At 58.5% G+C, this 18563-nt stretch carries 11 protein-coding genes and 3 rRNA genes; 13 read left to right on the top strand and 1 reads right to left on the bottom strand.

Annotation, left to right across the window (positions count from 1 at the left end):
- Positions 1-67: 67 nt before the first annotated feature.
- The 10 genes from ACTNFK_RS08215 to ACTNFK_RS08170 are packed head-to-tail and all read left to right on the top strand — an operon-like array spanning position 68 to position 11303.
- Positions 68-1126, top strand: coding sequence for a 3-isopropylmalate dehydrogenase (locus ACTNFK_RS08215; RefSeq protein ID WP_435937357.1), 1059 nt, complete (start codon positions 68-70; stop codon positions 1124-1126).
- 58 nt (positions 1127-1184) lie between these two features.
- The gene (locus ACTNFK_RS08210; protein ID WP_435937356.1) at positions 1185-2291 is read left to right on the top strand and encodes a branched-chain amino acid aminotransferase; all 1107 of its coding nucleotides are present in this window, start codon (positions 1185-1187) and stop codon (positions 2289-2291) included.
- Positions 2288-3076, top strand: a complete 789-nt coding sequence (locus ACTNFK_RS08205) for a fumarylacetoacetate hydrolase family protein (RefSeq protein WP_435937355.1) — start codon at positions 2288-2290, stop codon at positions 3074-3076. Before ACTNFK_RS08210 ends, ACTNFK_RS08205 begins: the two co-directional genes overlap by 4 nt.
- 48 nt (positions 3077-3124) lie before the next feature.
- The gene (locus ACTNFK_RS08200; protein WP_435937354.1) at positions 3125-4486 is read left to right on the top strand and encodes a hypothetical protein; all 1362 of its coding nucleotides are present in this window, start codon (positions 3125-3127) and stop codon (positions 4484-4486) included.
- The gene (gene rlmN, locus ACTNFK_RS08195; protein ID WP_435937353.1) at positions 4461-5765 is read left to right on the top strand and encodes a dual-specificity RNA methyltransferase RlmN; all 1305 of its coding nucleotides are present in this window, start codon (positions 4461-4463) and stop codon (positions 5763-5765) included. The genes ACTNFK_RS08200 and rlmN overlap by 26 nt, the downstream gene beginning before the upstream one ends.
- Positions 5766-5816: 51 nt before the next feature.
- Entirely contained in the window at positions 5817-6767 is a 951-nt protein-coding gene (locus ACTNFK_RS08190; RefSeq protein WP_435937351.1) for a LysR family transcriptional regulator, read from the top strand.
- A complete protein-coding gene (locus tag ACTNFK_RS08185) occupies positions 6764-8092 on the top strand; it encodes an MFS transporter (protein ID WP_435937350.1) in 1329 nt (442 codons plus the stop codon). The genes ACTNFK_RS08190 and ACTNFK_RS08185 overlap by 4 nt, the downstream gene beginning before the upstream one ends.
- A 10-nt stretch (positions 8093-8102) precedes the next feature.
- Entirely contained in the window at positions 8103-9632 is a 1530-nt protein-coding gene (gene gltX, locus ACTNFK_RS08180) for a glutamate--tRNA ligase (RefSeq protein ID WP_435937349.1), read from the top strand.
- A complete protein-coding gene (locus tag ACTNFK_RS08175; protein ID WP_435937348.1) occupies positions 9629-10630 on the top strand; it encodes an NAD(P)/FAD-dependent oxidoreductase in 1002 nt (333 codons plus the stop codon). The genes gltX and ACTNFK_RS08175 overlap by 4 nt, the downstream gene beginning before the upstream one ends.
- A 16-nt stretch (positions 10631-10646) precedes the next feature.
- Positions 10647-11303 (top strand): queuosine precursor transporter, encoded by a 657-nt coding sequence (locus ACTNFK_RS08170; protein WP_435937347.1) that lies wholly within the window; start codon positions 10647-10649, stop codon positions 11301-11303.
- Here the strand turns inward: ACTNFK_RS08170 and tgt are convergent.
- On the bottom strand, positions 11293-12591 hold the full coding sequence (gene tgt / locus ACTNFK_RS08165) for a tRNA guanosine(34) transglycosylase Tgt (RefSeq protein ID WP_435937346.1): 1299 nt from the start codon (positions 12589-12591) through the stop codon (positions 11293-11295). The two genes, ACTNFK_RS08170 and tgt, sit on opposite strands and share 11 nt — an antisense overlap.
- Positions 12592-13191: 600 nt before the next feature.
- Between tgt and ACTNFK_RS08160 the strand changes: the two genes are divergently transcribed.
- From ACTNFK_RS08160 to rrf, 3 genes are all read left to right on the top strand, one after another.
- A 16S ribosomal RNA gene (locus ACTNFK_RS08160) occupies positions 13192-14714 on the top strand.
- A gap of 415 nt (positions 14715-15129) precedes the next feature.
- Positions 15130-18240 (top strand): 23S ribosomal RNA (locus ACTNFK_RS08155).
- A 141-nt stretch (positions 18241-18381) separates the two neighbouring features.
- Positions 18382-18498 (top strand): 5S ribosomal RNA (gene rrf / locus ACTNFK_RS08150).
- The 16S, 23S and 5S rRNA genes sit together here, the layout of an rRNA operon.
- Positions 18499-18563: the final 65 nt, after the last annotated feature.

Below are 18563 nucleotides of genomic sequence, written 5' to 3'. Positions count from 1 at the left end.
GGAGTAGGCTAGGTCATGCTTCAGCGCGCCGCTTTGCGCTGAGAATAGTGAGCGATAAGGAGCCCCAGTGACCCGCAGCATTCGGCTTGCAGTGATTCCCGGCGACGGCATCGGGCCGGAGGTGATCGAGCAGGCGAATCGAGTGCTTGACGCCGTCGTAGCTGGCACAGGGGTGTCGTTCAATCGCATGTTCTTCGAGCTTGGGGCGGAAAGATACCTTCGCACTGGCGACACGCTTCCTGAAAGCGAGCAGGCGAGGCTCGCGGAGCATGAGGCCATTTTGTTCGGTGCAGTCGGAGGGGTGCCCGGCGACCCTCGCCTGAAAGACGCAAATATTGAACGTGGCCTTCTCCTGAAGCTACGTTTCGACTTTGACCACTACGCAAATGTGCGCCCGTGCAAGCTGTTCCCCGGAGTCGTTTCCACACTCGCGAACCCGGGGGAGGTCGATTTTGTCGTCGTTCGTGAGGGGACCGAGGGGCCGTATGCCGGTAACGGCGGTCGGCTGCGCCCGAACACGCCCGCCGAGGTTGCGACGGAGGTCTCGGTCAACACCGCCTTTGGTGTGGAGCGCGTCGTTCGCTACGCCTTCGAGACCGCATCCCGTCGCCCTCGGAGAAAGCTCACGTGGGTGCACAAGACCAATGTCCTTGTCCATGCTGGATCGACCTGGCAACGCATTGTGCGGGCGGTGGCCGCGGATTTCCCAGAAATCGCCGTCGATTACATGCACGTCGATGCCGCGACTATTCACATGGTGCAAGACCCGGCACGTTTTGACGTCATCGTGACAGACAACCTTTTTGGTGACATCTTGACCGATCTCGCTGGCGCGATCGGTGGAGGTATTGGCCTTGCCGCATCGGGAAACATCAACCCCACTGGATCGTTTCCCAGCATGTTCGAACCGGTGCACGGTTCCGCCCCTGACATCGCTGGACAGCAGATCGCTGATCCGACCGCGGCGATCCTTTCCGCGGCCCTCATGCTTGACCACTTGGAGCTCCCAGAACTCGGCGACCGGGTGCGCGACGCGGTGCGGGAGGATCTCGCGACGCGGGGGAGCGTTCCGCGATCCACCCGTGACATTGGCGATGCCATCATCGCGAAAATCACTTCCCGCTGACGCTTAAACCCCTACGCATCACTAGCATCGCCGCTTTGCTCGGCAGAAAGCACTCGTCATGACCGATCTCACGTTTACACATACCGAGGCCAGTCGGCTGCCCGCGGCCGAGCGACTCGCGATCCTCGAAGATCCGGGATTCGGGAAGCGGTTCACCGATCATATGGTCTCCATCATCTGGGATCGCGAAATTGGCTGGCATGACGCAGAGGTAGTGCCCTACGGGCCCATTCCCATGGACCCGGCATCGTCTGTGCTGCACTACGGGCAAGAGATTTTCGAAGGGATGAAGGCGTACCGACACCCGAACGGCGACATCGTCACGTTCCGACCGGAGGCAAACGCAAAGCGGTTGAACGAGAGCGCGCGGCGACTTGCCTTGCCCGAATTACCAGTGGATCTCTTCGTCCGCGCGGTCAACGAACTGATTGCGATTGATGCCGAATGGGTACCGAGGGGCTCGGACCAGAGTCTGTATCTTCGCCCATTCATGATCTCCGATGAGAGCTTCCTCGGGGTGCGTGCTGCGGAACGCGCTCGATTCATGGTAATCGCGAGCCCGGCTGGTCCGTACTTCACCGGCGGTGTGAAGCCGGTGTCGATCTGGCTCTCTGAGAGCCATTCCCGAGCCGGGCACGGAGGCACTGGAGCTGCGAAGTGCGGAGGCAACTACGCAGCCTCGCTCCTCCCCACCCGTGTCGCACAAGAACATGGGTGTGCGCAGGTACTCTTCACCGACTCGAATACTCCTGACACGATCGATGAACTGGGCGGGATGAATCTGTTCCTTGTGCGCGCAGATGGCACCCTGATCACACCCCGACTGAACGGAAATATTCTGGCGGGAATCACACGCGACAGTCTCATCCGGCTCGCGAAGGATCATGGGCGAGAAGTTGAGGAACGGGAAGTGACGGTGAGCGAGTGGCAGGCGGGCGTAGCTGACGGATCGATCGTCGAAGCGTTCGCGTGTGGCACTGCGGCAGTGATCACCCCAATTGCCCGGTTGGAAAGCGAGCGAGGGGTGCTCGTTGATTTCGGCGACCAAGCTCCGGGTGAACTCACGATGTCGCTGCGTGAGGAACTCACGGGCATTCAGTTCGGCACCGTCGAGGATCGGTTCGGCTGGGTGTCCCGGGTTGTGACTGGGGGAACAACGGAATGAAGGTCGCGCGCTTTCGTACCGACGACGCAATCACTTTCGGAGTGCTCGATCACGCCGAGCACGGTGACGGTGTCGAGCTTGTCGAACTCGTCGCAGACCCGATGGTCGCCGGGTATGAGACTACCGGGCGCCGCTTTCGACTTGAAGATGTCAAGCTCCTCGCGCCCGTGATCCCACGATCGAAGATCATCGGCATCGGAAAGAACTACCTGGCCCACGTCGAGGAAATGAAAGACGTGACCGGAGGTGAGGCTCCCGAAGAGCCCCTTCTGTTCCTCAAACCCAACACCTCGGTGATCGGTCCCGATGACACGATTATTCGCCCGAGCATCTCTCAGCGGGTTGAGCATGAGGGTGAGCTTGCGGTAATCATCGGAGCCGTCGCGAAGGAAGTTCCGGAGGAGCGTGCACTCGAGGTGGTCTACGGATTCACGTGCGCAAACGATGTGAGCGCCCGGGACCTGCAGGTGAAGGATGGTCAATGGGCGAGAGCTAAGGGCTTCGACACCTTCTGCCCGCTGGGGCCGGTAATCGAAACCGATCTCGATCTCTCCGACGCGCATATCGAGACCCGAGTGAACGGTGAGGTCCGCCAGAGCGGCTCAACCGCTCAGTTGATTCACTCCATTGCGAAGATCGTTGCACACGCGTCACAGGCGTTCACGCTCCTGCCGGGCGATGTGATTCTGACTGGCACCCCTGCAGGAGTTGGTCCACTTGAGTCGGGAGATGTGGTCGAGGTTGAAATTGAGGGAATCGGAATCCTGCGCAATTCAGTAGTGTGAATCTCAGTTCACTCGGCAAACGAGTGAACTGAGAGAGGACGGTCTTCAGTGACAGCTTCCGATGGGGCAGACCTCGCAACTCGGGTGCGACTCCTTGAGGAAGAGAACGAGAGATTGCGCGCAACTGTTGCGGCTTCTGGAACAGGTACGGGCTGGAAGACGCGGGTCCGCACGATCGTCGCGGTGCTCTGTATCTCCCTCGCCGCGATCCTGATTCCTTTTGGTGTTCTCGCTACTTGGGCTGAGAGCCAACTCCTTGACGAAGGACGGTTCATTGAGACCTTTGCGCCACTGGCTGAGCACCCCGTAATACAGGCGGAGATCACCGCTCAGGTCTCCAACGTTATCGATGCTGAGCTCGATATCGATGGATTGACGGATGCCGTCTTTGATGGCGTGATTGGGCTCGGGCTCCCAGATACCGCCAGCGCTGCGCTCAATCTTCTGCGTCAGCCAGCGGCGGATGGCGTGCGCGGCGCCGTAGCGAACGGGGTATCGCAGGTCGTGGCCTCCGATGCCTTCGCTGCGGCGTGGGAGCAAGCGCTCCGAGTGAGTCATCGTGCCTTTATCGCGGCAGCGAGCCAAGATGCGAACACAGACAACACATTGACGATCGACAGCGACGGAACGGTCGCGATTCAACTCGCCCCGATTATCGAGGCGGTGAAGATCTCGCTCAGTGATCGGGGCTTTGCGTTCGCCGCTGCCATTCCTGTCATTCAGGCCGAGATCCCCATCGCGCAGAGCGACGCTCTGCCAGCGCTGGCACTCGCGGTCACACTGACCACACTGCTCGGTTGGTGGCTACCGGTAATCTCCGCGGTGCTGTTGATCGCCGGCGTTCTGACTGCGCCCCGCCGTTCACGAGCCGTATTCGGGGCAGGCCTCGGCCTGATGATTGGGTCCGTCATTCTGCTGGTGCTGTTCGAAGCCGTGGCCGCAGTGCTGAGATCGCAGGCATCCTCCATCGGGATCGGGGCCGAAGCTCTTGCCGTGCTGTTTTCGCAGGTCGTGAGCGGATTGCGGTCTGTGACATCCGTGATCCTCATCGTCGGATTGGTGATTGCCACTCTTGGACTCAGTTTCGGCGGATCCCGCAGGTCTGTCGCACTCCGGGCGTGGATTGCAGTGACGACAGTGCGGGTGCAACGCCGGTTCACGGAGTGGGGTCTGCGTTCTGAGATAGTGGGTCGCTGGCTCGTGAAACTCAGGGTCCTCACACGAGTACTGCTGGTGGCACTCGTGTGGCTGTTGCTCGCGCTGCTTCCGTTAACTGTTGGATGGGTGCTGGTGATCGCAATATTCTCGCTCTTCCTATGGTGGTTGCTCATCGTTTTTGAGCTTCCAGGTGACCTTCGTGGTGAAGCTGCGACAATAGAGAGTAATGGATCCTTCGAAACTCACTCATGATGCGCAGCCCGGCCAAGGTCGACTCATTCCCACGGTCTCGGCTGCCGAGCGAACGCGCCCGCAGGCCAGGCCTCGCGCCGAGGGTTGGAAGCAACTCACCGGCCCCGACGGTCGACCAATCCTGCAATTCGCCTCGCCTCGGGTAAAGCAACCACCCACGCACCTCGCCGACCTCACGTTGACGGAGCGAGAGGCGAAGATGCGAGAGCTCGGACTTCCTGCGTTTCGTGCAAAGCAGGTGTCCCAGCACTACTTCGTGCACCACACCACCGATCCCGAACTCATGACCGATCTCCCGCGCGATCGTCGCGATGAGATCGTGCATGAGTTTTTCCCGCCGCTTCTGACCGAAGTGAAGCGTTTGACCACCGACGACGGTGCGACGGTCAAGTTCCTCTGGCGACTCTTTGATGGAGCCTTAGTGGAATCGGTACTCATGCGCTATCCCGGCCGCATCACTCTGTGCGTCTCGAGCCAGTGCGGGTGCGGCATGAACTGCCCTTTCTGCGCCACGGGACAAGCTGGCCTGACCCGCAACATGTCAACCGCTGAGATCCTGGATCAAATCGTGCAGGCGAACCGCGTCATTTCCGAGGGAGGCCTAGGTCGAGGCCGCGAGGTCGGCAACGGAGCTGAGCCTGAGCGCGTCAACAACATTGTCTTTATGGGCATGGGTGAGCCGCTCGCAAACTACAAGCGTGTGATGAACGCCGTCCGTCGGATGGTTGCGCCGGGTCCGGAAGGCCTGAGCATGAGCGCACGGGGCATCACGGTTTCGACGGTCGGGCTGGCTCCGGCGATCCGAAAGCTTGCAGATGAAGATATTCCAGTCACCTTTGCGCTGTCTCTCCACGCCCCAGACGATGAGCTTCGTGACGAACTCATTCCGGTGAACAGTCGCTGGAAGGTCGATGAAGTGCTGGATGCGGCGCGAGGCTACTTTGAAAAGACTGGCCGACGAGTCTCAATCGAGTACGCACTGATTAAGGACATGAACGACCATGCCTGGCGCGCAGATCTCCTCGCCGACAAACTGAATGCGCGGGGTCGAGGCTGGGTGCATGTGAATCCCATCCCGCTGAACCCCACTCCGGGTTCGGTGTGGACGCGGTCGGAACCAGGTGTTACTCGGGAATTCGTCAATCGTCTGAATGACGCGGGAATCCCCACGACGTTGCGAGATACGCGTGGCAAGGAGATCGACGGGGCATGCGGTCAGTTGGTGGCCACTGAGTCGGATCGGCGAGATGCAGACCGCGTGGGGAACGCGAACGCATAACCTCAGCGAATACGTCTCGCGTTTGTGTGTCGGCGGGATTATCATAGGGACATGAGCACGCCCCGCACGCCCGATCCGCTCGGTTCTATTGACTCGACGGAACTGAGAATTCTGCATGCGCTGGCGACGACCGGTTCGCTCACCGCAGCCGCCGCAAGTCTCGGCCTGAGCCAACCCGCGGTGAGTCAGCGCATCAAGCGGGTCGAGACACGACTTGCAGTGCCGTTGATCGAACGACAAGGGCGCGGTATCCGGCTGACCACCGCGGGTAATATATTGGCGGATCATGGCCGCACCGTCGTTGCCGAAATCGATGCCGCACTTGCCGCTATCGACGACCTGCGCGGCGAACGCGGTGGGGTACTCAGGCTTGTTGGCTTCCCCTCGGCCTCTGCCACCATCGTTCCGGCAATAATGCGGCGCCTCGCAGAAGAAGCGCCGGAGGTCTCGCTGCAGTACCGAGAAGCCGAACCTCCGGGTGCGGTGAGTCTGCTGCGCGACGGCGAGGTCGACTGTGCGTTGATTTTTGATTATGCAGGTGCGGCGGAACTTCCGGCAGGGAGCGTGTTCACCCCGCTTTGGCGCGAGACCGTGAGCCTTGTGCTTGCGCGCGATCGTGCGACGGGGGTCAGTGAGGCGCACCTCGGCGACTACGCGGAAGAGCATTGGATCGCGGGCTGTGAGAAGTGCCGGGGTCACCTCCTTGCGGCCGCCGCAGAAAACGGCTTTGAACCCGACATCATTCAGGAGACTGACAATGTGCCGGCGATGCTGGCGATGGCCGCCGCTGGGGGTGCTGTTGCACTGGTTCCAGGGCTCGCGCTCGCCGCCGCGCGCACCCTGCCCGATGATGCCGCGGCGCTGCCGCTCGATCCGCCTCGGTATCGCACCATTGGACTCGTATCCATGGATACCGCGAACGAGAGTCCGCAGGTTCGCCTATGTAAGCGACTGCTCTCACACGTCGATGGGTCTGCCTGGCACCTCGAGCCTGCAGCATGAGCCCGGCGCCCGAAATTCGACAGAACGCGACGAACGCGACGGCATTTCTGACACCGGATGAGCAAGTCCGCGTGCAGCGTCGCACGGTACTGATGCTCGCGACGACCACCATTCTGGGGGGGCTCGGAATCGGTGCAGGGTTCTCCGCGGGTGCTCTCCTCATCACCGAGGTGACCGGCAACGCCGCAATTTCTGGACTCGCCGCCACCATGAATGCGGTGGGAGCTGCCCTCGCGGGCATCCCACTGGCCCGACTTGCCGCACGGCGCGGCCGCCGCCTGGCACTGTCGCTCGGCAACCTGATCGCTGTCGTCGGCGCGATGATGGTGATTATCGCGGCCGTGTTGAACGCCGGACTGTTTCTCTTCGCGGGGCTCGCCGTGCTTGGTATTGCCACCGCGGTGCAACTACAGGCGCGCTTCAGCGCGGCCGACCTGGCGGCTCCCGACCGGCGAGCGCGCGATCTGTCGTTGGTGGTCTGGTCGATCACGATCGGCGCTGTGGTGGGACCAAACCTCATCGGTCCGGGTGCAATTGTCGGCACGTCGCTCGGCCTCCCAGAACTCTCGGGGGTCTTTGTATTCACCCTGCTTGCGCAAGCGGCCGCGGGCGCGGTCACGTGGTTCGGACTCCGGCCCGATCCGCTACTGGCGGCCCGGGCGTTGGTTGGCCGGCAGGAAACTGGTCCGGCTCCGGCAAAATCTGTTGGCACTTCGATGGCCCACTTCGGGTCGAACCGCGTAGAACTCTCTCAGGTTTCGGGGGCAGCCAGAACCTCGACCCAGGTGATGATTATCGCGCTTATTGCGACCGCGCATGCGGTGATGGTCGCGATCATGGCGATGACCCCGCTCCACATCACCGAGCACGGCGGAAGCATCACGCTGGTGGGGCTCACTATCAGTTTGCACATCGCAGGAATGTACGCACTGTCACCGGTATTTGGCATGCTCGCAGGTCGTTTCGGATCTCCTCCGGTGATGCTTGGTGGCTTAGGGATCCTCGCGGCGGCGGTTGCGTGCACGGCCTTCGGAGGGGACTCACACGTTGTAATTCAGATTGGGCTTGTGCTTCTCGGGCTGGGCTGGGGCGCAGTGACGGTCGCGGGTGCGGCGCTTCTCACGGAGGTGACCCCGGCAGGAATCCGTCCGAAACGACAGGGGCAATCAGACACGGTCATGAATGCCTCTGGGGCGCTTGCCGGCGCTACTTCGGGTGTGCTTTTCGCAATCGGTGGTTTCCCGCTCCTCTCGCTCCTCGGGGCTATCCTGGTTGCCTCGGGAGTGGTGCTCGTGCTGCGCCTCTTCTCACTCGTGCGTCGCTAGACTGGGGGCAATGTCTACTTCCGTTGAACCCCAGTTTTCCACCGCCACCGGTAGCGACGTGCGAGTGCGCTTCTGCCCGTCCCCAACGGGTACCCCGCACGTCGGCATGGTGCGCACTGCGCTCTTCAACTGGGCCTATGCGCGGCACACGGGCGGCACATTTGTCTTCCGCATCGAAGATACGGATGCGGCTCGTGACAGCGAGGAGAGCTATCAGCAGATCATCGACTCTTTGCGTTGGCTCGGTCTTGACTGGGACGAAGGAATTGATGTCGGCGGCCCCCACGCGCCCTACCGGCAGTCTGAGCGCAGTGAGATATATCGTGAGATCGCGGATCGCCTCCTGGCGGCCGGATACCTCTACGAGAGTTTCTCCACGGCGGAAGAGATTGACGCTCGGAATGCAGCGAGTGGTCGACCGAAGCAGTTGGGCTACGACAATTATGACCGCGATCTGACCGACGAACAGCGTGCCGCCTTTCGTGCGGAAGGACGCGAGCCAGCATTGCGTTTTCGCGTTCCTGAGGTAGACCTTTCATTTCCCGATCTCGTTCGCGGAGAGATTTCCTTCCCGGCGGGTTCCACGATTGACTTTGTGGTCGTCCGACCCAATGGTGCCCCGCTGTATACGCTGACGAACCCTGTTGATGATGCACTCATGGGCATCACGCACGTCCTCAGGGGAGAAGACCTGCTGTCGTCGACCCCACGCCAGATTGCACTGCACCGCGCACTGGTCGACCTGGGAATTGAAGAGGCGATCCCCCAGTTTGGGCATCTTCCTTACGTCATGGGGGAGGGCAATAAGAAATTGTCGAAGCGCGACCCCGAGTCAAACCTGCTGCATCATCGCGAACGGGGTTTCATTCCGGAGGGTCTCCTGAACTACTTGTCGCTGCTCGGGTGGTCACTCACTGCTGACCGCGATATCTTCACTCGGGAAGAAATGGTCGCGGCATTTGACGTGGTGAATGTGAATCCGAACCCGGCACGCTTCGATCAGAAGAAGGCCGACGCGATTAACGCCGCCCATATTCGGTTGCTCTCGGCGACCGACTTCGGCGAGCGGATCATGCCCTATCTCGTTGCGGGTGGCGTCCTCCCCATTGAAGCCAGTAGTCAGCAACTCGCCACGGTGCAAGCTGCCGTGCCGCTGGTGCAGAGCCGTGTCACCGTGTTGAGTGAAGTCGTAGGGATGCTGGGCTTCCTCTTCACGACTGCGGATGCGCTCGAGTACGACGAAGCCGCGCTCGCATCGCTGCAGGCTGATGCTGCGCAGGTGCTTGCAGCAGGGCAGCGCGCACTCGAATCGATCCCTGCAGAAGAGTGGAATACGGAGCACATTCAAACGGCGCTGCAGGAGGCCCTGATCGACGGGCTGGGACTGAAACCACGCGTCGCCTTTGGCGCGCTGAGGGTCGCCGCTTCAGGGCGCCGTGTCTCGCCACCGCTCTTCGAATCGTTTGAGTTGCTTGGCCGTGAAGATTCCCTTGCCCGGCTTGACCGCCTTGCCCGGCGAGTGGAGGAGGGGTTGAAGTGACCACCCCTGTCTCGGCGAGCGGTCACCTACCCGTCGGTGTCGCGATTATTGGCGGCGGTCCGGCTGGCCTTTCCGCAGGTGTCAATCTGGTTCGCGCGAATCGCCGCATTGCGATCATCGATTCGAATCGACCTCGGCATTCGGCGACACTGCAATCTCACGGCTTCCTCACGCGCGATGGGTCTTCCCCGCTTGAGTTGCGGAGCCTGGGCCGTCAGGAATTTGAGCGGTATCCCACCGCAACGTTCGCCCAAGCGATCGTGAACGAGGTCACTCCGCTGTCAGTAGAGGATGCCCAGGCCACTGGATTTCCTGACGGCATAGGCTTCCGGGTGCGCGGGAGCGGTGTACGCGGTGCGGCAGATGTCGAATTCCTGGCCCGCCGGGTACTGATCACGGCTGGCCTCACCGAGGAATTACCTCCCTTCCCGATGATCCGCGCCTTTTATGGCACGGCACTGCACAGCTGCGTGGAGTGCGACGGCTTTGAGAAGACCGATAAGCCGCTGGTGCTCATTGGTGAAACCTCTGATGTATTTGGGCGGGCATTGCTCATCAGTCGCTTCAGTAGTGACCTGATTGTCTTCACCAACGGCGCAGACACGGTTCGCCCGGATCAAGAACGGCAGCTGGAGAGCATTGGCATTCGTGTCGAGCGACGTCCCATCGACGATATCGTCGGGGAGAAAGCAGAAATGACCGGCGTCCGGCTCACGGATGGCACGGTAATTGCAAGGGTCGGCGGTTTTGTGAGGCCGCGATGGCACGCACCGGTTGAGTTCATTGGTGAGCAACCGCTGAGTCGAGACGATTGGGGTCTCGTAGTAGTGAGCGATCGGGGTGAAACCTCAATCCGCGGTATCTACGCGGCCGGCGACATTGTGCCGCCCGGCCCGCAACAACTCATCATCGCAGCGGGTGGCGGGGCACGGGTCGCCGCGAAACTGAACATGGACTTGATCCACGGAGCCCTCGGGGTGGGTCAAATTGACGACTGAGATGAAGACTCCCGTGATGCCAGCCACCGGGGAGAAGGTGGCTGCACTTGGCCATCGGTATGCGATCCTCCTGTCGACCTTCATCGGCCTGCTCCTGATCAGCAATATCGTTGCAGTGAAGCTCATCTCTGCAGGCCCGTTGATTGTTGACGGTGGTGTGTTTCTGTTTCCCCTCGTATACATCGTGGGGGATGTGCTCGCAGAGGTATACGGCTGGAAGGCATCCCGCCGGGCGATCATTACCGGGTTTCTTCTGTCTGCACTTGCCTCACTCACGATCTGGGTGGTTCAGCTCAGCCCGGCAGCGCCGGGATGGGAAAATCAGGATGCATTCGAGGCGGTTCTCGGATTCGTTCCTCGAATCGTACTCGCGAGCCTCACGGCGTTTTTTGTTGGACAACTCGTGAACGCCTGGGTCCTGGTGCGCCTGCGCGAACGAACCTCCGGCAGGTTTCTCCGCACACGCCTGATCGGATCCACACTTATCGGTCAGCTCGTCGACACGGTTGTGTTTTGCACGATCGCATTTTATGGCGAGATTTCAGGCTGGGACTTCATCGGGTATGTCGCACTCGGATATGCAATTAAGTGCCTCGCTGAAGTCGTGCTTCTCCCTGTAACGACGCGAGTGATCGCTCGAGTGCGTGCAGCCGAAGCTGCAGCTATCTTGTAGAACCGTAGATTCGTCCGAGGGTTTCTTCGCGAAGTTCGACGAACGTGTCGTCGATGATGCTCTGGCGAATCTTGTCGACGAGTCGCACGATAAATCGCACATTGTGGATCGTCGCGAGGGTCGATGCCATCATCTCATTTGCCTTGTAGAGGTGGTGGAGGTACGCGGCGGTGTAGTTCTCGCACGTGTGGCAATCGCATTCCGGGTCGAGCGGCTCGAAGTGGCGACGCTGTTTCGCAGATTTCGCGTTGATCCGCCCGGTGGATGAGTACATGGTTCCGCCGCGAGCCTGCCTCGATGGTGCGACGCAGTCAAAGGTGTCAGCACCTGCAGCGACACCCGCGAACAGATCATCAGGCTCGGCGATACCGAGGAGATGTCGGGGTTTGTTCTCGGGGAGTTCATCACTGACCCATCCGACGATCTTGCCCAGCTCGGTCTTCTCGAGCGCACCGCCAATCCCAAAGCCATCGAAAACCTGATCCTCGTGAAGGTCTCCGGTCAGGCTGGCCAGACCGCGTGCCGCTTGTCGCCGCAAATCCTCGTACTGAGCACCCTGCACGACACCGAATAGGGCCTGGTATGGCCGATGGCTCCGTTCAAGGGTGAGTTTCGCGTGCTCGTCGAGGCACCGCACGGCCCATCGCTCAGTCCGAGCAACCGAATCCTCTTGGTACGGGCGGGTGTTTAAGAGGGTGGTGCACTCATCAAATGCAAACGTGATGTCTGCGCCCAGCTGGTGTTGGATCTGCATCGACACCTCGGGAGTGAACCTGTGCTTGTCACCGTTGATGAATGATTTGAACGTCACACCGTCTTCGTCGACGTGCGCGAGCCGATCCTTGGTTTTCGCGATCACTTCGGCGTCGACGTATGCCTGCTCGGACATAGAGATGACCTTCTTGAAGCCAACGCCAAGCGACATCACCTGGAAGCCACCGGAATCTGTGAACGTGGGTCCGCTCCAATTCATGAAGCGGCCAATGCCTCCAGCTTCATCAATCAAATCCGCGCCGGGCTGTAAGAACAGATGATAGGCATTCGCCAAGATCGCCTGGCCTCCAAGTTGTCCGACCGTTTCCGGGTGCAGTGACTTCACCGTGGCTTTCGTGCCAACAGGCACGAAGGCCGGAGTCTGGATGTTTCCATTCGGAGTGTGGATCACGCCGGCCCTGCCGAGTGGCTTGCCATTGGTACCGCGAAGCCCCCCTCGTTCTAGTCGGTGTTCGATTTCGAAACTGAAATCGCGAGAAGAGGGAAGGCCTGAGGGGGGAGCTGTTTCTTGCACCCGTCTATCTAAGCAGGTCGAAATTGATGCCTCACTCGGTGAACATCAGCCAAATATATGGCGACACGCCCGGACACCTGGGCTGGTTTGCGGGGGTGGTGGAATCCGTCCTATAGTTAACACTCGTTGGCAGGGAGCGAAAAGCTCCTGAGTCAGACAAGATCTCCACCAAGATCAGCGAGTTGTAACTACCAATTCGTTCTGATAAAGTAGGAAGTCGCCTCTCTCACCACCGTGTGTGGTCTCGGGTCTTCGGGCGTGGGAAATCAGTGTTGATCGTTACTGGTTCGCTGGTTCAACGATTTGCAGGAATGATTTGGGTGTGGTAAGTTAGGAAAGTTGCTCTTCGGAGGGCCTGCGGGTCGTTACGGGGGGTGTCTGGTCCTTGAGAACTCAATAGTGTGCACTTAATTGTCAAATGCCAAATTTTATATCCCGTCATCGGGGCCTGTATGGGTTTCGGTGGTGTGATTCTTTTGGATGAATAATTCGGATTGTCAGTACTGGCCTCTTTCGGGGGGTTGGTTGATGGTTTGTTTTTGTTTGTCAGGTCAAACTCGTTGCTTGCTGGCTTATTCCGCTGGTTGGTGACATCAGTATTTTACGGAGAGTTTGATCCTGGCTCAGGACGAACGCTGGCGGCGTGCTTAACACATGCAAGTCGAACGATGAAGCCCAGCTTGCTGGGTGGAAGAGTGGCGAACGGGTGAGTAACACGTGAGTAACCTGCCCATCACTCTGGGATAAGCGCTGGAAACGGCGTCTAATACTGGATATGAACAGCGGCCGCATGGTCAGTTGTTGGAAAGATTTATTGGTGATGGATGGACTCGCGGCCTATCAGCTAGTTGGTGAGGTAATGGCTCACCAAGGCGACGACGGGTAGCCGGCCTGAGAGGGTGACCGGCCACACTGGGACTGAGACACGGCCCAGACTCCTACGGGAGGCAGCAGTGGGGAATATTGCACAATGGGCGCAAGCCTGATGCAGCAACGCCGCGTGAGGGATGACGGCCTTCGGGTTGTAAACCTCTTTTAGTAGGGAAGAAGCGCAAGTGACGGTACCTGCAGAAAAAGCACCGGCTAACTACGTGCCAGCAGCCGCGGTAATACGTAGGGTGCAAGCGTTGTCCGGAATTATTGGGCGTAAAGAGCTCGTAGGCGGCTTGTCGCGTCTGCTGTGAAAACCCGAGGCTCAACCTCGGGCTTGCAGTGGGTACGGGCAGGCTAGAGTGCGGTAGGGGAGATTGGAATTCCTGGTGTAGCGGTGGAATGCGCAGATATCAGGAGGAACACCAATGGCGAAGGCAGATCTCTGGGCCGTAACTGACGCTGAGGAGCGAAAGCATGGGGAGCGAACAGGATTAGATACCCTGGTAGTCCATGCCGTAAACGTTGGGAACTAGATGTAGGGCCTGTTCCACGGGTTCTGTGTCGTAGCTAACGCATTAAGTTCCCCGCCTGGGGAGTACGGCCGCAAGGCTAAAACTCAAAGGAATTGACGGGGGCCCGCACAAGCGGCGGAGCATGCGGATTAATTCGATGCAACGCGAAGAACCTTACCAAGGCTTGACATATTCGAGAACGGGCCAGAAATGGTCAACTCTTTGGACACTCGTTTACAGGTGGTGCATGGTTGTCGTCAGCTCGTGTCGTGAGATGTTCGGTTAAGTCCGGCAACGAGCGCAACCCTCGTCCTATGTTGCCAGCACGTTATGGTGGGAACTCATGGGATACTGCCGTGGTCAACACGGAGGAAGGTGGGGATGACGTCAAATCATCATGCCCCTTATGTCTTGGGCTTCACGCATGCTACAATGGCCGGTACAAAGGGCTGCGATACCGCGAGGTGGAGCGAATCCCAAAAAGCCGGTCTCAGTTCGGATTGGGGTCTGCAACTCGACCCCATGAAGTCGGAGTCGCTAGTAATCGCAGATCAGCAACGCTGCGGTGAATACGTTCCCGGGCCTTGTACACACCGCCCGTCAAGTCATGAAAGTCGGTAACACCCGAAGCCGGTGGCCTAACCCTTGTGGAGGGAGCCGTCGAAGGTGGGACTGGTGATTAGGACTAAGTCGTAACAAGGTAGCCGTACCGGAAGGTGCGGCTGGATCACCTCCTTTCTAAGGAGCTCTCGGAACCTTTGGTTTCGTAGATTGCCCAGATCATCACCGAGTGTGTGGTGCTGGGTGCTCATGGGTGGAACATTTGATAACAGGGTGTCTGCTGGTGTGGTGGGGGTAGTACGCAAGTCTTCGGGTTTGTTGGAAGGTTCTGTCATGGTGGTGGGTGTCCGTTTTGTGCACATTATTGGGTCCTGGAGGCCTAGACCGGTCATGCTCTTTCGGGGGTGTGGGTGGGCTTGGTTTCTGACCCTTCGCTGTAAGACGTGTTGCTTATGGTGGGGGGATCGACCGTACGTTGAGAACTACACAGTGGACGCGAGCATCTTTGAAACACAATGTGTTTCATGAAAAAGGTCTGAGCGCGTGGGTGCCCTTTGGGGTGGTCGCGTGTTTATTCTCTTTACTTATGTGATTTCAAGTTTTAAAGAGCAAACGGTGGATGCCTTGGCATCTGGAGCCGAAGAAGGACGTAGTAATCTGCGATAAGCCTCGGGGAGTTGATAAACAAGCTGTGATCCGAGGATTTCCGAATGGGGAAACCCCGCCAGGGCGCGTGCGTGCCTGGTGACTCCCGCCTGAATATATAGGGCGGGTAGAGGGAACGTGGGGAAGTGAAACATCTCAGTACCCACAGGAAGAGAAAACAATAGTGATTCCGGGAGTAGTGGCGAGCGAAACTGGATCAGGCTAAACCGGTCATGTGTGATACCCGGCAGGGGTTGCATGGTCGGGGTTGTGGGACATGCCTGGAGATTCTGCCGAGTCTTCGACGTGAGCGTCAAGTTATAGAGGAACAGCTTGGAATGGCTGATCGGAGAGGGTGAGAATCCCGTACTCGAAATGGCTTGGCCGCGTGGTGTGTATCCCAAGTAGCACGGGGCCCGAGAAATCCCGTGTGAATCTGTCAGGACCACCTGATAAGCCTAAATACTTCCAGATGACCGATAGCGGACTAGTACCGTGAGGGAAAGGTGAAAAGTACCCCGGGAGGGGAGTGAAATAGTACCTGAAACCGTTTGCTTACAATCCGTTGGAGCAGCCTTGTTGCTGTGACAGCGTGCCTTTTGAAGAATGAGCCTGCGAGTTAGCGGCATGTGGCGAGGTTAACCCGTGTGGGGAAGCCGTAGCGAAAGCGAGTCTGAATAGGGCGATTCAGTCGCGTGTCCTAGACCCGAAGCGAAGTGATCTATCCATGGCCAGGTTGAAGCGACGGTAAGACGTCGTGGAGGACCGAACCCACTTAGGTTGAAAACTGAGGGGATGAGCTGTGGATAGGGGTGAAAGGCCAATCAAACTTCGTGATAGCTGGTTCTCTCCGAAATGCATTTAGGTGCAGCGTTGCGTGTTTCTTACCGGAGGTAGAGCTACTGGATGGCCGATGGGCCCTACAAGGTTACTGACGTCAGCTAAACTCCGAATGCCGGTAAGTGAGAGCGCAGCAGTGAGACTGTGGGGGATAAGCTTCATAGTCGAGAGGGAAACAACCCAGATCGCCAACTAAGGTCCCAAAGCGCGTGCTAAGTGGAAAAGGATGTGGAGTTGCTGTGACAACCAGGAGGTTGGCTTAGAAGCAGCCACCCTTGAAAGAGTGCGTAATAGCTCACTGGTCAAGTGATTCCGCGCCGACAATGTAACGGGGCTCAAGCACGCCACCGAAGTTGCGGCATTCAGCGTATAGACAAGCCTTCGTGGTTCAGTCCGTTGGATGGGTAGGAGAGCGTCGTGTGGGCAGTGAAGCGGCGGAGTGATCCAGCCGTGGAGCCCACACGAGTGAGAATGCAGGCATGAGTAGCGAAAGACGGGCGAGAAACCCGTCCTCCGGAAGACCAAGGGTTCCAGGGTCAAGCTAATCTGCCCTGGGTAAGTCGGGACCTAAGGCGAGGCCGACAGGCGTAGTCGATGGACAACGGGTTGATATTCCCGTACCGGCGAAAAACCGTCAAACGCTGATCCATGAGTGCTAAGTATGTGAAGTTGGGTTTGATCCTTCGGGTGATTTCCTTTCGGAGTGTACGAACCCGAATTGGTGAGGTGAGCGTATTAACAGGTGTGACGCAGGAAGGTAGCTGGTCCCGGGCGATGGTTGTCCCGGGCTAAGCATGTAGCCCGAACCGTAGGCAAATCCGCGGTTCATTGAGGGTGAGATGTGATGGGGACCCGTAAGGGGAAGTCAGTGATCCTATGCTGCCAAGAAAAGCATCGGCGCGAGGTTTTAGCCGCCCGTACCCCAAACCGACACAGGTGGTCAGGTAGAGAATACTAAGGAGATCGAGAGAATCATGGTGAAGGAACTCGGCAAAATGCCCCCGTAACTTCGGGAGAAGGGGGGCCATCCACTTATACGGATTTACTCCGGAAAGGGTGTGGTGGCCGCAGAGACCAGTGGGAAGCGACTGTTTACTAAAAACACAGGTCCGTGCGAACAAGCAATTGGATGTATACGGACTGACGCCTGCCCGGTGCTGGAAGGTTAAGAGGAGAGGTCAACCCTTCGGGGTGAAGCTTTGAATTTAAGCCCCAGTAAACGGCGGTGGTAACTATAACCATCCTAAGGTAGCGAAATTCCTTGTCGGGTAAGTTCCGACCTGCACGAATGGCGTAACGACTTCCCAGCTGTCTCCACCATGAACTCGGCGAAATTGCATTACGAGTAAAGATGCTCGTTACGCGCAGAAGGACGGAAAGACCCCGTGACCTTTACTACAGCTTGGTATTGGTGTTCGGTGTGGCTTGTGTAGGATAGGTGGGAGACTGTGAAGCAGGGACGCTAGTTCTTGTGGAGTCATTGTTGAAATACCACTCTGGTCATATTGGATATCTAACTACGGACCCTGATCGGGTTCTGGGACAGTGCCTGGTGGGTAGTTTAACTGGGGCGGTTGCCTCCTAAAGAGTAACGGAGGCGCCCAAAGGTTCCCTCAACCTGGTTGGCAATCAGGTGGCGAGTGTAAGTGCACAAGGGAGCTTGACTGTGAGACTGACAGGTCGAGCAGGGACGAAAGTCGGGACTAGTGATCCGGCAGTGGCTTGTGGAAGCGCTGTCGCTCAACGGATAAAAGGTACCTCGGGGATAACAGGCTGATCTTGCCCAAGAGTCCATATCGACGGCATGGTTTGGCACCTCGATGTCGGCTCGTCGCATCCTGGGGCTGGAGTAGGTCCCAAGGGTTGGGCTGTTCGCCCATTAAAGCGGTACGCGAGCTGGGTTTAGAACGTCGTGAGACAGTTCGGTCCCTATCCTCTGCGCGCGTTGGAAATTTGAGAGGATCTGACCCTAGTACGAGAGGACCGGGTTGGACGGACCTCTGGTGTGCCAGTTGTTCTGCCAAGGGCATGGCTGGTTGGCTACGTTCGGGATGGATAACCGCTGAAAGCATCTAAGCGGGAAGCCGGCCTCGAGATGAGATTTCCGTCACCCTTGTGGTGGTGAGGCTCCCAGGAGATTACTGGGTTGATAGGCCAGATGTGGAAGCACTGTAAGGTGTGGAGCTGACTGGTACTAATAAGCCGATGGCTTGATAATCATTTATGCATGAGTAAGTGTGAGTTTGGTCCTTCTAACGATGTTTCGCGTCCGCTTTGTGGTTCTTGACGTACGGCCACGATCTGCTGCTTGAATTCCTGTTGGGGTTTGGGTGGGTGGGTTTTGGTATGTCAATAGTGTTACGGTGGTTATAGCGTCAGGGAAACGCCCGGTTACATTCCGAACCCGGAAGCTAAGGCTGACTGCGCCGATGGTACTGCACTCGGGAGGGTGTGGGAGAGTAGGACACCGCCGGACCTCTTTGTAAAGGGGCTGGTCTCAATAGAGACCAGCCCCTTTTTTTTCGTAATTTCAACTCCGAT

Source organism: Leucobacter fengyongliangi, from assembly GCF_052386045.1.
Note: the sequence above shows the minus strand (reverse complement) of the source record. Positions and strands in the feature narration are given on the sequence as shown.

Coding starts and splice junctions, on each gene's coding strand:
- ACTNFK_RS08210 (WP_435937356.1), top strand. CDS start 1,185: ATGACCGATCTCACGTTTACACATACCGAGGCCAGTCGGCTGCCCGCG.
- ACTNFK_RS08205 (WP_435937355.1), top strand. CDS start 2,288: ATGAAGGTCGCGCGCTTTCGTACCGACGACGCAATCACTTTCGGAGTG.
- rlmN (WP_435937353.1), top strand. CDS start 4,461: ATGGATCCTTCGAAACTCACTCATGATGCGCAGCCCGGCCAAGGTCGA.
- ACTNFK_RS08190 (WP_435937351.1), top strand. CDS start 5,817: ATGAGCACGCCCCGCACGCCCGATCCGCTCGGTTCTATTGACTCGACG.
- ACTNFK_RS08185 (WP_435937350.1), top strand. CDS start 6,764: ATGAGCCCGGCGCCCGAAATTCGACAGAACGCGACGAACGCGACGGCA.
- gltX (WP_435937349.1), top strand. CDS start 8,103: ATGTCTACTTCCGTTGAACCCCAGTTTTCCACCGCCACCGGTAGCGAC.
- ACTNFK_RS08170 (WP_435937347.1), top strand. CDS start 10,647: ATGCCAGCCACCGGGGAGAAGGTGGCTGCACTTGGCCATCGGTATGCG.